Source organism: Nostoc sp., from assembly GCF_036917155.1.
Lineage (GTDB): Bacteria > Cyanobacteriota > Cyanobacteriia > Cyanobacteriales > Nostocaceae > Nostoc.
The window spans coordinates 1-14,087 of record NZ_JBALDZ010000003.1 but is presented as its reverse complement, the minus strand read 5'-3'; the positions used below and the strand labels follow the sequence as shown (position 1 = coordinate 14,087).

Sequence of the window (14,087 nt, the reverse complement as noted above, 5' to 3'; positions counted from 1 at the left end):
ATGGCGAGGCAACTTTACTATCACTAATTTTTTACCGATGGTAGGTGTAATATCAGCTTACCTGCTTTGTATACCAATTAGATAGCTAGGGGGTGGGTATCTTGCCCGCCCGTAGCCAAAGGCTGGCTTTTCAAACCACCGCACAAGTACTAGTAATTTATTTCTTGGAAGTCCCCTGAATTGAGCTAGCAATTGGGGGTAATATTTAGATTCAGTAGTACATACTACTTTTGCAAGGGGCAGTACAGTGCAGGTTTACTTATTTGCCAATTTTCTAGATATCAAGCGCTTGGAGTACATACAATAGCGCCTACAAATTGCACTTTTTCTGGTTGAGGTGGTCAAGAATCTAGAATTACTCTTGACTCTGGACAATCAGGCACGAAAGGAAGCGTAATTTCTATATCCCAAATCCATACCATTAACTGTTGCATTTAGTGATCAAGGTAGTATTACGTAATACATGATGTTAGTATTTAATTAATAACAAGGAAATATGACTAGAGCAAGACTAGCTCTAATAAAAATATGACTATATGACTTGATGTGCAACCTGACTTTTCCCGTTAAGTCTCAAAAAGCCTGCTCACAAAGGATTCTGGATAAAGCACAGCATATACGGTACAGTGTGCGGAATCAGTAGCTAAGTCAGCTTTGAATAACTTGGTCAATAATATATAATTTGTTTTTTCATTATGTGTAGCGATCGCTTGCTAAAGTATTGCTTGTTTAAATAACTTAAGAGTATAGACAATACTCTTGATTGCCAAAATATGACTTGACAGCAAATTTAGTAAAAAATTACACTTTATTTATAAATAACTTAGAGATAACACTTAATATAACTCGCCACCGCGAGCAAAAATTTCTATCACTTCACTTCTGGTTACTTGATTTTTATCAAGAAAGGCAGAGGGCAGGAGGCTCAGTTGGCAGAAGGGAATTCTGATTCCTGCCCTCTGCCCGTGACCGTAGGGAACAAGGGTTTAAGACCCCGACCAAATTTTTAATTTGGTGGCTCCAAGTCAGGAGGGGTTTGAATCCCCTTCTGACTTGATCTCTCTGCCCTCTGCCTTTCTTCGGTAAGAATAAAGGCATCGTCCATTTAGAAGAAGAAAATGTTTCCTTTCCCCAAAATTCTTAGAGAAAGCGATCGCTCCAAATCATCAGCGTGGTTATTGGGCATTGGGATTGGGAAAACCCAGATTTAACAGTTTTATAGGCTGTTAGATCGTAAATATTTTTGTCCGACGACTGATCAGGATTTTCGTGAAATCGTATTACTTAGGAATTAACCATCACTTGTGCTTCCGGTTTTACACTAGCTTTTGCTTCCAGAAATTCCGCCACTTGAGCCTCAATTTCATCCCGGACAATTTGGCGATACTCCAAGAAATGCTCAATTTGGGCACAAACGGCTAAGTAGCTACTCACCCCACCTGGATTGTGCTGATACATACTCCACAAGTTGCGCCAGAATAGGCATCAAAATCTAGCAAGTCGAAGCGAGGGGTTGGAGTGTTAGTAACATCTGGTTTTTCACCCCCAGAGCGAAAGATACCTGTGCGCTCGCCCTGGGCGAGCGCTGCTACAAATAAGGGTAGGGTAATTTCCCCTTCGTCCAATATCAAGTAATCGGCTCCGGCTGATGTCATTTCATCCGGTAGCGCTGTCGGGAAAGGCCCACCCACAGCTACCCGTTTACCTCTGCGTTTTGCTTCTAATATCTGAGAGAGCAAATCCTCTTTTTGCACAATCATCGCCGACATAATAACCAAATCTGCCCAAGCCCATTCTGCTTCCGTGCAGACGCGAACATTTCGATCTACTAGCTTGTACTCCCATTCTTGAGGTAATATCGCAGCTACAGTCACCAAGCCCAAAGGCGGTAGCATTGCTTTACGGTCTAATAAAGCTAGTGTTTTTTCAAAAGACCAAAAACTTTTTGGAAAACAGGGGTATAAAAGTAAAACGTTCATATTTGATGCTTATAAATCAATAGGGTTCAGTTAAGCCTATGCAGTGTTTGAAACAACAAATACAGGAGGATTAGTTATTTAGTCACCACTGAAACAGCCATATTTTGTATCAGATTTTGATACCATAGTCCCGACCTCTATATAAATAGATATTAACCGAGTACCGTGGGTTTAAATCCCCCAGTTCAAAATTCAAAATTCAAAATTCAAAATTAAAGACAGTTGGAGTTGGGGATTTAAACCCCAACTCCAACTGATACTACGTATAATGGTTGGGGTCTTAAACCCTTGATTTTACGATAAACTATCGAGTAGTTGGGAAATTTCCGCTTCGGTAAGTCCTTCCAAAATCCGCGAACCAAGAGAACTTTGTACTTTGACATTATCCCTATAAAAGATTTGATTCTTTTTTGGCATTTTGGTAAGCCCTCTTTTGTAGTAACTGCTATAGGTTAAATTCAATTATCCTAATATTAGGCAAGTAGTATAAATTTAATCATGACCACAAGCATAGCCATTGCAGAAAAAATTACCACCCTTCGCCAAGTCGAGGAAAAACTGGGGTTAATCCTAAGTGGTGATAGTCAATTTTTTACCGAATGGATGGCAGATTTACCAGCTTTAAGTGAAACAGAGCAGACAAGATTAGAACAAGTTCGACAAAACTATCTCTACCAAATCTCAGATGGAAGTCTTTTAGAAGAAACTGTCAAAATGGTCGTGCTGTCTCCATTACTTGAACTTGCAGGCTTCTATCAAGCACCTTACAGATTTAAAACCGAGGTATCCGTTGATATTGTTGCACAAGGAGATAATGATGAGATTTTACGGGGCAGAATTGATGTTTTAGTTTTGCAGGGGAAATTATGGATTGTGCTAATTGAGTCAAAAAAGACGACTTTTGATTTAGAATTAGCGATACCCCAAACATTAGCTTACATGGCAATTCATCCCAACCCTGAACAACCTCTGTATGGCATGATTGCCAATGGTAGCAGCTATTTGTTTGTCAAAACCTTGGGTAAACAATATGGTATTTCCGATCTCTTTGCAACCCGATCCCAATATCTTAACAATTTATCTGGAGTTTTAAGAATACTCAAGCATTTGGGTAGAATTATTACGGAATCTTAACTTACTTACAGCATTGTTGCATTAATCTCTGATTTCCAACTCCAGAACACTCAACAATTTCTCTTCTAAAGTAGTCAAATAAGAACGGTTCAGCTTCCCCAGCATCTCCAAAAACTTCTGTACCGATTCCTCCAGCCCACTCGAATACACCCGATTAATGCGATCACCTACGGTGTAAGGATGACGGCGCTCAAACCCAAACCTATCCTTGCAATACTCCTCAAAAGTGCTGTGGGTGGAATGCCATCGCTGATTACCAAGCCAGCAAGATTCAGAAACTCACCCCTGCTGCCTCCGACAACCAAGCCCTCGCCCAAACCGAACTCGACCACCACATCGCACACCAAGCCCAAGCGATCGCTCCCGAACCACTGACAACAGTAGAAATCAACTTCTATCACCACGAGGTCTACTGTGGCAAAGAGCTGATAGCCTACATCGCGTATGACCACGATGATTTAATCACCCAACCGTGGCTGACTAACGGCGGCTGGTGGTGCAGTGGTATCGACCCGCTCAACAACTACGCACAGATGATGTGGGGCTGCTTCAAACCCGACCATCCCCGACGCGATCGCCAGAAGATCCACAAGTTCATCAAATACGAACACCCATTCAGAGAAGGTGCGATTCGTTGATTAGTGAATCACGGTAATCAGTCCGTAAATAACTAATCCAGCCTGACAGCAGATTACTGTCATTAAAAGGCTGAACTCTCGGTTAGATGTAGGTGAAAGCCCTTACGGGGGGACAAAAAGGGCTAGGATACAGATAGAATAAGCCTCATAGCTCTCTCTCCTTGCTGGTAGTACTTACGCTTATTAGGACTTAATCTCAATAATTCGGTGACTAACTCATAAGAATTTTCCATGAAATTTTTATCGTTGCCAAAGAGCGGGAAGCTTTTGACGCACTCTACAATACAGCCGTTGCTTTAGAGTTGTGGGAAATCAAGCTGTTCACTCTGCTAACTTATCCAAAGGCGATCGCTAGATATTTACCACTATCAACATTATTTATAAATTTTGTCAAAGTAGATTTTAGAAATCAAAAATATCCTTCATACTTTAAAACAGTAATCCTACGTAAAATTTAAGGAAGGGATGGCAATGACATCTCTATTACAGCGACTAAGTGCAGAACGAAATCGCAGATTTGTAGGACGTGAGCGGGAAGTGGAGCTATTTCTTGATGCGATCACATCAAGAGAATTACCTTTTCACATTTTGCACGTCTTTGGCCCTGGCGGTGTGGGCAAGACAACCCTGATGCAGCAGTTTTTACGGTTTTGTGAACGGTCAAAAATCTCAACTATCTACGTAGAAGGACGTAATATAGAAGCCGCGCCAGAATCTTTTATTAGCACGTTGCATTCGTTGATGGCATTGAATGAATCAGATTCGCCTCTGGATGTGCTAGCGCAAAGAGAAGAACGTAATGTAATTTTAATTGATACTTATGAAGCTATTACCCAGTTAGATGAATGGCTGCGAGAAGTGTTCTTACCCCATTTGTCTGTTAATACCTTAATTGTGATTGCTGGACGCAATCCTCTCTCATCTGGTTGGTGTAGCGATCCAGGTTGGCAAGCTTTGATGCACACCTTGCCCCTACGCAACCTTACCCCAGAAGAAAGTCAAACTTATCTCACCACACGAGATATTCCCACTACACAACACCAGGCGATTCTAGATTTTACCCACGGACATCCTCTAGCATTATCTTTGGTTGCTGAGGTATTTGCTCAGGGAAAAGAAATCTCTTTTCAAGCAGAATCTGCTCCCAATGTTGTTAAAACACTGTTGTCAAGATTCATCAAAGAAGTACCAACGCCCCTACACCGTATGGCTTTAGAAGCTTGTGCGGTGATCCGGCTGACTACCGAAGCCGCACTAAATCAAATATTGGCTGTGCCTCAAAATACTTTGGCTGGTGAGGCTCACTCTTTAGGGGAAATACTTGATGTTCACGATTTATTTGAGTGGTTGCGCGGACTGTCGTTTATCGAATCAGGGCAATTGGGTTTATTTCCCCACGATTTAGCACGCGAAGTTTTAATTGCTGACTTGCGTTGGCGTAATTCGGAATTTTACAATGAATTACACCACCGAGCGCGTCAATATTATACCAAACGACTAGGGCAAACTCAGGGACAAGAAAAGCATCGAGTGCTACTTGATTATATTTTTTTGCATCGGGATAACTCGGCGATTCGATCCTGTTTTACCTGGGGAGAGCAAAGTAGTTTATTGACGGACTCACTACGGGAAACTGACAAAACCGCACTGCTGGGGATGGTGGCAGAATACGAAGGCGAAGAATCAGCAAAAATAGCAGATCGCTGGTTGAAGCGCCAACCGCAGAATGTAGTAGTATTTCGTGACTTGCATTCCGAACCTGCGGGATTTGCAATGATGGTGGCATTGCACACAGCAAGTGTTGAAGATTTGAATGCAGATCCGGGCGCTCTTGCATCTTGGCAATATCTCCAAACCCATGCACCATTACGTCCTAGCGAAGGTGCAACTATTTTCCGCTTCTGGATGGCGCGGGACACCTATCAAGCTGTTTCACCCACCCAAAGTCTAATTTTCATTAATTTTGTGCAGTATTTTCAGAAAACACCGGGGTTAGCATACACCTTCCTACCTTGTGCCCAAGCAGATAGTTGGACAGCAATGTTAAACTACTTCGACTTAACACGACTTTCTGAAATTGATTTTACAGTTGAGGGAAGACACTATGGTGTTTATGGGCATGACTGGCGAATTGTGTCGCCTGCCGCATGGAAGGAAATTTTGGCTCGAAAAGAGGTTACAACTGCGGGAGAATCTGTAGATAATACTCCAGTCGGTGAACCTCTGTTAGTTCTTAGTCAGCCAGAATTTGTGGAGGCGGTACAGAATGCGTTACGTAACTTTAGTTGTCCCGATGCATTACAGAATAATCCATTAGTGCGATCGCGAAGCGTGTACGAAGTACTCTCGCGAAGTGTGTCAGAACAAGTTGCCACAAAAGCAAGTATGAGCAAGAGTCCAAAGGACACGCAACTCTCCGACAATCCGTCCTCTGAGCGTCTACGCGAACGCATTAACGTTTTACAAAATCTGGTGAAACAAGCAGTTGAATCCTTACAATCATCCCCGCGTGATGAAAAACTCTACCGCGCTGTTTATCGAACTTATTTAAATCCCGCCGCCACGCAAGAACAAGCCGCTGAGTTACTAGATTTGCCTTTCAGTACCTATCGCCGTCATCTAAAAGCTGGGATGACAAGAGTTACAGATATTTTATGGCAAAGAGAAATTAGCTAATCAGCGAAAATTACGAGGGCGGAGTGGGAAATGATTTCGTGAGGGAGGATTTCAAAGACTCAAATTCAGCCAAAAAAGTTTTTCAGCCTGTGACAAGCTAATTTCAAAGTAGCCGATTATGCACAAAGCAGTTATTAAAGAAATGAAGATAAATCGTTTCATATTTTCCTCAAAATAAGATTTTCTGAAAAAATCATCATATACAACTAGCAATGAATTAGATAGACTACGACTATCTTTAGGAACATGGATTAAATAAGATGCAAAACTTCATCCTGTCTCACGATCCCTCTCCAATATATCGGAGAGGGATTGAGGGTGAGGTAAACCAGGGACATAAATTGTATATAATTTAATTCTTATTCCTTAGTTATTGCTACTTTTGGGAGTTTAGATTTAGCCATTAACGGGTGATTGTCCGTTAAGTTAATACCAATTATCCATTAAGATGCACTTAATATTTATTCAACAAACAGCGAAATATGCAAAGAAATAAATCAGTTATTAAGTGCAAGTTTACAGAGAAGAATTGGTATAAGTAATGAATATGGGTGATTCATTCGGAGGTTAGTTGACAGATTTTAGTTTTTTCAGTTTGCGCTTTAGTATTAAGGTGCTTCCAAGAATGCCAAAGATTACTGTGCTGGAAGTTGAAGAAGGTTCGGGGACAAGTGTAATATTGCCAAGTCCTGTAATGGTATTGGTAAAAGTACCAAAACTGTTATTGCTATTGTCAAATCCAGTAGTGACTAAAAAGTATTGATTATTGGCAGTTAAGCTCAAGCCGCTAAAACTAGATGTGCCTTCATCTGGGAAAGGATCATTACCACTGAGTAAATTAACTAATGGGGTAGTTGGGTTGAAGCTGTTTTGGTACAAGAACTGGATGCCCAGAAAAGCTTGAGAACCTACAACATTATATAAGCCAGTAGTATCAACTAAGAAAGGCTGACTGTAATAAGGGACGGCGGTGCCATTACTAGAAAGTGATGTGGGTGGGTTTGTACCACTTTCAAACCCTTCCGTTTGCGGACGGTTAAAAGTTGGTGCATTTGTTGTATCACCAGAATATGAAATAGTGGATGCCTGAGATGGCAAAATAACACTTACAGATAGAGCGATGGCTACGCCCAACCCAGGCATCGCAGCAGAGGCAATAGGGATTGAACGTAAGAGCGATTTTTGCCAAAAATTAAATGAACACTCACTCAAACTCCTAAGCTTGGCTATTTTGGAAAACTTGGTAGAGCGATGAGATAGATTGTTTTCTGAGACGATGGATTCTTTAATTGCTTGTGACATATAGTTGTTCTAGGTTATTTTTACAAAACTGAGTGCTTTGTATGATTGCACTTTCATCTAGTTCCAGGGATGAGCAAGCAAAGCCTGTGAAGTAATACCTAAGCCAATTAGGGTAATACATAAGGCACTTGCTACGGGTAACATCTTGATCCTGGGGATCTGGAGTGGCAAATGCTCAAACCGATTTTTGGCGTAGACTAGCATTAAGCCGATTCCAGTTAGTACTGCTGCTAGACCTAAGCTAAAGGCAGACACTAGCGCTAGTCCAAAGCCAACTCGTCCCATTGCGATCGCACTCAGCAACACTACTAAGGCTGAAGGACAAGGTAACAAGCCGCCCGATATTCCCAGCGCTAGTAGGCTAGACCACTTCATGGAACTGACATCACCGTGAGGCGGTAAATGTGAATGCTCGTGGTGATGATGGTGATGATGGTGGTCGTGGCTGTGTTGATGGTTTTCATGCTCATGGTCGTGTGAATGACCTTGTAATCGACTGATGAACAAATTTAAACCAATTCCAATTACTAGCAGACCAGAGATTACACTTAGCCAAGGGTATAATTGTTCAGTCAGCACAAACTGAGACGTGCCAAGTGTTACCAGCCCTAAAAGAAATATGCTAGCTGTATGAGTAACCGTCACAGTCAACCCCAGGAATAGAGCGTGTTTGGCATTACTACGGGAACCCACTAGATAAGCACCGACTATCGTTTTCCCATGACCAGGGGACAGGGCGTGTAAACCACCCCATAAAAAGGCGATCGCTAGAGCTATTAGAATAGTCAGGAAATTATGATTTTCCTGGGTAATTAGGTTAGTGAAGATATCGTTGCTTCTTCCTGTCAAAGCATTATCTAAACGGCTGGATGATTTAACTTCCGGTGGAGGCGCTTGTTCGCTCGATGTCAGGGACGGATTGAGTTTAAAGTCAATCCGACGTTGGTCGAGAGGACTGCTAAGTAACTTAGTGGGGTAATCTCTCAAGCGGTTGGTGATACTGTTAGAGGTGAAACTACCTTGAATGGGAACGCCATTTGCAGCCACAGTAATTTCACGCCAGCCCAAGCGCTGCGGGTAGAACTTGTCTTCAAATTCTATTAACTGATTCGCGCCTACTAACTCCGTTGACCCCTGAAAATTACAACTCAGCCGTAGTGTAGATAATCCTCCGACACCTGGAGGAAATTCGACTGTTGATTTTACCAAAGACAGTGCTTGCAGATGTTTATCGATCAACAGTTCCAGATGTGAGTTGACTTCCTGGCATTTTTGTTCGGGGTATTGAACTGTCTCTACAGGTTCAGCTTTGCGATCGCGATTAGTATCTAAATGATTAATCTCCTGAAAAGCAGGAATCTCTGCCATGTCTAGAACATAATCAATCCCCACCCCATCGGTTGCTACCTGCACTCCTGCGTAGTGATTGATGGTAAAATTGCCTAAAGGATGGGCATCCGCCTCCGGCATCCAAAATAAACATACTACGATGATTGCAGTATTCCAAGCCAAGTAATGTAGCAGCTTTTTCATAAAGAACTCCCTATAGCGTTAGGAGTAGGAAAAGAGACAGAGGGTACTAAGTTAGACAAGACTTGACGAGCTTCATCAGCATACTTGTGATGAAATTGAGGATTGAGGCTAACAGCTTGAGTTAATCGCTTTATTGCTTCCTGACGCTTACCTAAGTGAAACGCAATCATGCCAGCATGAAATTGCAGCAAAGCATCCTCTGTTCCGAAGCGAGTTGCCCGTTGTGCTGCCTTTTGCGCTTCTTGCCATTCCCCATTAGCCGCAGCTGCCCAAGCCAAAGTATCAAGAGCATATACATCGTCTCGTACTGCTACTTCACTACGGGCAATTTGTAGCGCCTCTGGTAAGTGTATTTTATGTTCGGTGTAGTAGACAGCCATTGCGCGATCATAGATTCCTTTAACCTTGCTCAGGTAAGCGACTACCCCAATTAAATCTTCAGTTTCAGCTGCGCCTTCCTGATCTCCCAGAGCTACTTGAGCATCAGCCTTATACCCCAGCGTTTCTACCAATGGCATCAGTTCTATACCCTGGTTGGCGATATTTAGAACATCCTGCCAGCGATGCTGTGCCGCATAGAGGCGGGCTAGTCCTGTAAACGCAGCTATATGCCGTGGAAAGAGGTCAAAAGCTTCCCGATATCGCTGCTCAGACAGGGCAAAATCGCCGGCTGCAAAAGCCAGATCCCCAGTCCGCACATGAAACCAAGCACGAGTTTCGGCACTCGTTGTATAGAAAGAATCCATCTCCTGCATAGCCTCATCTAGCAGTTGCCGTGCGGAGGCTAGATTGCCAGTTAACTCTAAGTAACGAGCTAAAACCGCATTATGACCAGAGTTCGATTCTTCCTGTGCAAGGTTCTGCAATAGTTGATGAGTTGCTTCATAATCACCCAACTCCATCTGAATCGATGCCAAGAGCGAGACAATATTGGGATTATCAAGAGATGAATTATTTAACACATTTAAAGCTTCTCGAAACTGATGTTGAGATAGTAAAGCTGATGCTAGGAGCATGGAAGAAACCTGATTATGGCGCGGCTGTAGTGCCAGGGATCTACGTGCCGCTTGTTCTGCTCGTAACACATCGTCTATATCTCCAATTTCTCGAAAGCGCCTCAAATATTGATCGGCTAACAGACGTAAAAATATTGAGGAATCGGGAGATTGGGCAACTTTCTCCTCATAGACGCTGATAATATGCGATCGCTGTAAATAATCGGGGAAGACTAAATCTGACTGTTTTCCTGGTAATATCTCCCTGGAATTAACAGTCAGCAGTTGCACAGCAGAGGAATATGCGCCTAAATTACTATTGGTGTAGCCTAAACTTAGCGCTTCTGTATCACAGGGTCTTAGTAAAACCAGTAGGCTAGTCAGCACTAACACCCATAGTATTCGTAGATGCATAAATCTTACAGAGGATTACCTAAATAAGGGAAGGTAGGAAGAAAGTTGGCATTATTAGGCCCAACATTATCGCTAGTCAGTGCCGGAATTTGGCCTGTAGTAATCCCTGTAACTGCACTACCAAAAACAACAGATGCGGTTACATCGATTACGTCATCTTTTGGTCTTCTACCACCAAAATTTTTGCCTAACTGAGTCCCAAAATAACTACCGCTAGGTTTAGAAAGGTCAGCTTGGATCACATCAGGAATCGCCACTGAGATCACTGCATCGGCTATGCCTTGAGGTCTACCAATCGCTGTAACAAAGGACTTAATAAATTGGGATTGATTACTAGCGTCTTTTGTTGGTGTCTGAAGATTACTATTATTATGAGCTTTAAAGTCCATAAAAAGTTCATTCAGGGCTGGAACTGCTAACCGCTCAATCTGAGCAAAATGACCGTTTCTGAGTCTAGGAGTTTTAACACTAGTTGTCATCCAAACACCAATCTTGCCTTTACCAAGCAGTTTCCTGGGTAGCTCGACAATAATTGAGTGGACATTGAATGGGGCTAGGGTATCTTTTGCTTGTCCTGGTGGTCTAAAGGTAAGAACTGTGAAGGGAGGACTGGGATTAGGCTGAAGGCTATAGTTCCGATCCGGGATGATTTTAAAGAACTGTTCCAAATCGAAAAAGAACGGGTCTTTGCGTGTACCAACAAAGAACTTCATACCGTTATATGCGGCGAATGTTTGGTTGAGTTGCCCTGTCCAACTTACTGGAAGCAAAGCTGACTCTGTTCCTACTGTGGTTGGACGACATGGGCCGCGGACTGTGACAGTTTGGTGTGAGCCTTTACCATTTATATTGAATTGGAGTACGACATCTTCAATACTGTCGCCAGTGTTATCAATCTTGAACTGATAAAGAACGTTTGGATCGAATGGTCTTTTTTCACCAGAAACGATCAGAGGGTCGAAATCCATCACTAAGACAACATTTTTGGGGTCTGTGGGACTCTCAAACACAAACAAATCTGTGAGATCCGCAGCAGTCAGCTTAGTGGCAAGAAAAGTTGTGTCCTGGTGGTCTGAAGCCAAAGCTTTAGGAGTTGCATAGGTTAGCACTACCAGCAAAATAGCGACAAATGCCACTATGGGACGAAAAAAACGAGTAGCTTTAGTCCAATATGGCGATCTCTTGATACAAGAAAATACCATATTTTGGACTGCTTTATCTATGAGTAACCTGCTTTCAGTTGGTATAAAAGAGGTGATACTCCGAGCATTTATTCTCATAGTTGCCCTTCTTGAGGTGTTTAGCCTCTACTGTTGGTGTGAAAATAGCAAGTTGATTTAGATTTCAAAAAAGACTGGGGCTATTACCGAAGTGCTTCACAGCTTATTTGCTCTTACTACTCACTTTCCAGACCAAAACTTGCTCATTTCTTGCTCACTTTTCTAATTTCCAGATTTAGTAGCTTTTGGCACTACATTTATAATACATGTTTGTTTGACTGGATATGTTGTTCGACCCGACGCTAAATAGTGGCGGCAGTGCTTCGCAAGACGTAGAAACGTTTAATGCCCGTCGCATCAAGGAAAAGATTCTCCAGAAAAATGAAATGACTGCCTTTCTCATCCGCATTGACAAAGAGACAGGCAGACGTGGTGCAGAGAAGGACTGGGCATTGGATGCCTCTTGCCAAATTGAAGCACAGCGCAATTGGTCGATCAATAATCTTCGGACTGATTTGCGTTAGCGAAGCTTAACGAAGCAGCCCTCTCAATATCGCCAACGAATTGTAGATGGCAGTTGTTTGGCGGGTACGGAGCGCCGACTAGCAGCACTTCGACCTTACGGGGCTAAACCATTAGCGGGAAAAGCGATCGCTATTTTAGACCCAGGGACAAAACTGGTGTGGAAACTTTATTCCAAACTGTTACCCAAAACTTTCATGGAGAAATTGAAACCTTAGCTTATCCCAAAGCCGCCTTATTTTCCTATTTGACACAAACAGATTTAACTGAAGATGACCAGGAGTTAATTATGAATTTAACAGAAGCTTACCAAGAAGCAAGAGCGCAAGCGGTACAGGAGGGAGTAGAGCAAGGAGTACAGCAAGGAGTGCAACAAGAACGCCGTCAAGTTGTAAAAAACTTGTTAAAATTCCGGTTTGGTTCTGTTGATGAAGAGTTGTCAAGAGTCATTGATAGTTTGTTGCAGTTAGCACCAGATGACTTTGCAAGATTTTTACTGGAATTGTCTAGTTTATCCCGTGAAGATTTGCTGGCAAGATTTAATTCACACGAATAACTTTTAGTATGTTTTTTTGGAGTGTGTCGTTCTTTCTCGGATGAATGATTGCTCTTGAACCCTTTAGACTTATTGCTCTTGATCTCTGGTTTACCCTGTTCACCTTTGAGACGATTGTTTTCGTCCCGTAGTTTTTGGTTTTCTTCACGTAGTTCTTTAATCTCTAATTGTTGCTGCTCTATGACGTTTAGCGTAACCGTTCACAGGATTGTTGTGACTACCTTGAAGTCTCAGCGCCGCAATGTCCTAGATTTTATGACATCCGCAGTGAATGCTACACGCACAAATCAGCCTGCTCCTTCTTTGCTTCCTGATGTTGCTGATTCTCCTGACCAAGTAATAAATGCTGCTTAATCCTCATTGCTGAGATCCGGTTATTTACCCTTATTCAATCAGTTGAAGTCTCTGGAATTTATCCCTGTAACTGCTTCACCCAAACAGAAACATTGTGTTTTCTTCTGCGATCGCCCCGTGGTCGATTACAGTTCATTGGTGTCAAGTTAAGAAAAATAGATGGCTGTCAAGAGTGGGCAAATCAATGGTAAAAGTCAATTAACACAGGGGTGTTGAAAAGCCATGAGTAAACCACGGAAAAAGCAAGGGAATCCAGATTTTCGCCATCGAGTCAGCGTACCTGCCCCAGCCAGCCAAGAGATAGAATCACGCCTGTTTGAACTAGTCAGCCCAGGAACCTACAGCTAATCTCAAAGAGGTAAAAGACTTTGAACGGAGCTTGCGTTCACGAGTACTGACCTTGCCAGTAATGGCAGCAATAGTACTGAGTATAGTGTATTGAGAATTACAGCATCTCACAGATGTATTGCGATCGCTAGAAATAGAGGGATTAATGTGGGTGAAAGCAACAAGAGTGAGTAAGCAAGCGTTGTCACAAAGACTCAATAGTTTGCCGGCTACACTATTTGCAAACTTATTCGAGCAAGTGATAGAGCGTCTGGCAGTGAAAAGGAGCGTAAGAGAATTAGCCCCAGCTTGGTCATCAGTAGCACAAAGATTTACCGCTATCTCCCTAGCTATCTAATTGGTATTTCAGGGCTTGAGACTCAAGCACAGAGAGAAGTTCGGTATGTTGATTGACTAAACCTTGTATTGCGGTAATT

14 protein-coding genes and 2 pseudogenes are annotated in these 14,087 nt (G+C 42.5%); 6 read left to right on the top strand and 10 right to left on the bottom strand.

Features of this window, described 5'->3' with window-relative positions; translation table 11 throughout:
• Positions 1-1,284: 1,284 nt before the first annotated feature.
• The 3 genes and pseudogenes from V7K67_RS00130 to V7K67_RS00120 form a co-directional block, all read right to left on the bottom strand.
• Complete coding sequence (locus tag V7K67_RS00130) at positions 1,285-1,434, bottom strand: hypothetical protein (protein ID WP_334729623.1); 150 nt, start codon at positions 1,432-1,434, stop codon at positions 1,285-1,287.
• 44 nt (positions 1,435-1,478) lie between these two features.
• Positions 1,479-1,979, bottom strand: a pseudogene (locus V7K67_RS00125) (B12-binding domain-containing radical SAM protein); the annotation flags it as partial.
• Positions 1,980-2,273: 294 nt separating this feature from the next.
• The gene (locus tag V7K67_RS00120; protein WP_334729624.1) at positions 2,274-2,396 is read right to left on the bottom strand and encodes a hypothetical protein; all 123 of its coding nucleotides are present in this window, start codon (positions 2,394-2,396) and stop codon (positions 2,274-2,276) included.
• A gap of 81 nt (positions 2,397-2,477) precedes the next feature.
• Here V7K67_RS00120 and V7K67_RS00115 point away from each other — a divergent pair, with 81 nt between their 5' ends.
• Complete coding sequence (locus V7K67_RS00115; RefSeq protein ID WP_334729625.1) at positions 2,478-3,113, top strand: type I restriction enzyme HsdR N-terminal domain-containing protein; 636 nt, start codon at positions 2,478-2,480, stop codon at positions 3,111-3,113.
• Positions 3,114-3,280: 167 nt separating this feature from the next.
• Here the strand turns inward: V7K67_RS00115 and V7K67_RS00110 are convergent, their stop codons facing one another.
• From V7K67_RS00110 to V7K67_RS00100, 3 genes and pseudogenes are all read right to left on the bottom strand, one after another.
• Positions 3,281-3,565 (bottom strand): hypothetical protein, encoded by a 285-nt coding sequence (locus tag V7K67_RS00110; protein WP_334729626.1) that lies wholly within the window; start codon positions 3,563-3,565, stop codon positions 3,281-3,283.
• A gap of 6 nt (positions 3,566-3,571) precedes the next feature.
• Complete coding sequence (locus V7K67_RS00105) at positions 3,572-3,724, bottom strand: hypothetical protein (RefSeq protein ID WP_334729627.1); 153 nt, start codon at positions 3,722-3,724, stop codon at positions 3,572-3,574.
• Positions 3,725-3,873: 149 nt separating this feature from the next.
• A pseudogene (locus tag V7K67_RS00100) lies at positions 3,874-3,990 on the bottom strand (IS4 family transposase); the annotation flags it as partial.
• 232 nt (positions 3,991-4,222) lie between these two features.
• Between V7K67_RS00100 and V7K67_RS00095 the strand changes: the two are divergent.
• Positions 4,223-6,427, top strand: a complete 2,205-nt coding sequence (locus V7K67_RS00095; RefSeq protein WP_334729628.1) for an ATP-binding protein — start codon at positions 4,223-4,225, stop codon at positions 6,425-6,427.
• Positions 6,428-6,994: 567 nt separating this feature from the next.
• Here V7K67_RS00095 and V7K67_RS00090 read toward each other — a convergent pair.
• Genes V7K67_RS00090 through V7K67_RS00075 form a run of 4 tightly spaced genes read right to left on the bottom strand, consistent with a single transcriptional unit; the run spans position 6,995 to position 11,951 of the window.
• Positions 6,995-7,729, bottom strand: a complete 735-nt coding sequence (locus tag V7K67_RS00090; protein ID WP_334729629.1) for a hypothetical protein — start codon at positions 7,727-7,729, stop codon at positions 6,995-6,997.
• 57 nt (positions 7,730-7,786) lie between these two features.
• Positions 7,787-9,262: a nickel/cobalt transporter gene (locus tag V7K67_RS00085; RefSeq protein ID WP_334729630.1), complete on the bottom strand. Its 1,476-nt coding sequence runs from the start codon at positions 9,260-9,262 to the stop codon at positions 7,787-7,789.
• Positions 9,259-10,671 carry a tetratricopeptide repeat protein gene (locus V7K67_RS00080; RefSeq protein ID WP_334729631.1) on the bottom strand — a complete coding sequence of 471 codons (1,413 nt, stop codon included), beginning with the start codon at positions 10,669-10,671 and terminating at the stop codon, positions 9,259-9,261. Before V7K67_RS00080 ends, V7K67_RS00085 begins: the two co-directional genes overlap by 4 nt.
• A 5-nt stretch (positions 10,672-10,676) precedes the next feature.
• Positions 10,677-11,951, bottom strand: a complete 1,275-nt coding sequence (locus tag V7K67_RS00075) for a DUF4331 domain-containing protein (protein WP_335164720.1) — start codon at positions 11,949-11,951, stop codon at positions 10,677-10,679.
• 224 nt (positions 11,952-12,175) lie between these two features.
• On the opposite strand from V7K67_RS00075, the gene V7K67_RS00070 reads away from it, so the two are divergent.
• The 4 genes from V7K67_RS00070 to V7K67_RS00055 all read left to right on the top strand — a co-directional run bounded on the left by V7K67_RS00070 (position 12,176) and on the right by V7K67_RS00055 (position 13,671).
• A complete protein-coding gene (locus V7K67_RS00070; RefSeq protein WP_334729633.1) occupies positions 12,176-12,415 on the top strand; it encodes a hypothetical protein in 240 nt (79 codons plus the stop codon).
• A gap of 158 nt (positions 12,416-12,573) precedes the next feature.
• Positions 12,574-12,969, top strand: coding sequence for a hypothetical protein (locus V7K67_RS00065; protein WP_334729634.1), 396 nt, complete (start codon positions 12,574-12,576; stop codon positions 12,967-12,969).
• A 213-nt stretch (positions 12,970-13,182) separates the two neighbouring features.
• The gene (locus V7K67_RS00060; RefSeq protein WP_335164724.1) at positions 13,183-13,323 is read left to right on the top strand and encodes a hypothetical protein; all 141 of its coding nucleotides are present in this window, start codon (positions 13,183-13,185) and stop codon (positions 13,321-13,323) included.
• Positions 13,324-13,545: 222 nt separating this feature from the next.
• The gene (locus V7K67_RS00055; protein ID WP_334729886.1) at positions 13,546-13,671 is read left to right on the top strand and encodes a hypothetical protein; all 126 of its coding nucleotides are present in this window, start codon (positions 13,546-13,548) and stop codon (positions 13,669-13,671) included.
• Positions 13,672-14,087: the final 416 nt, after the last annotated feature.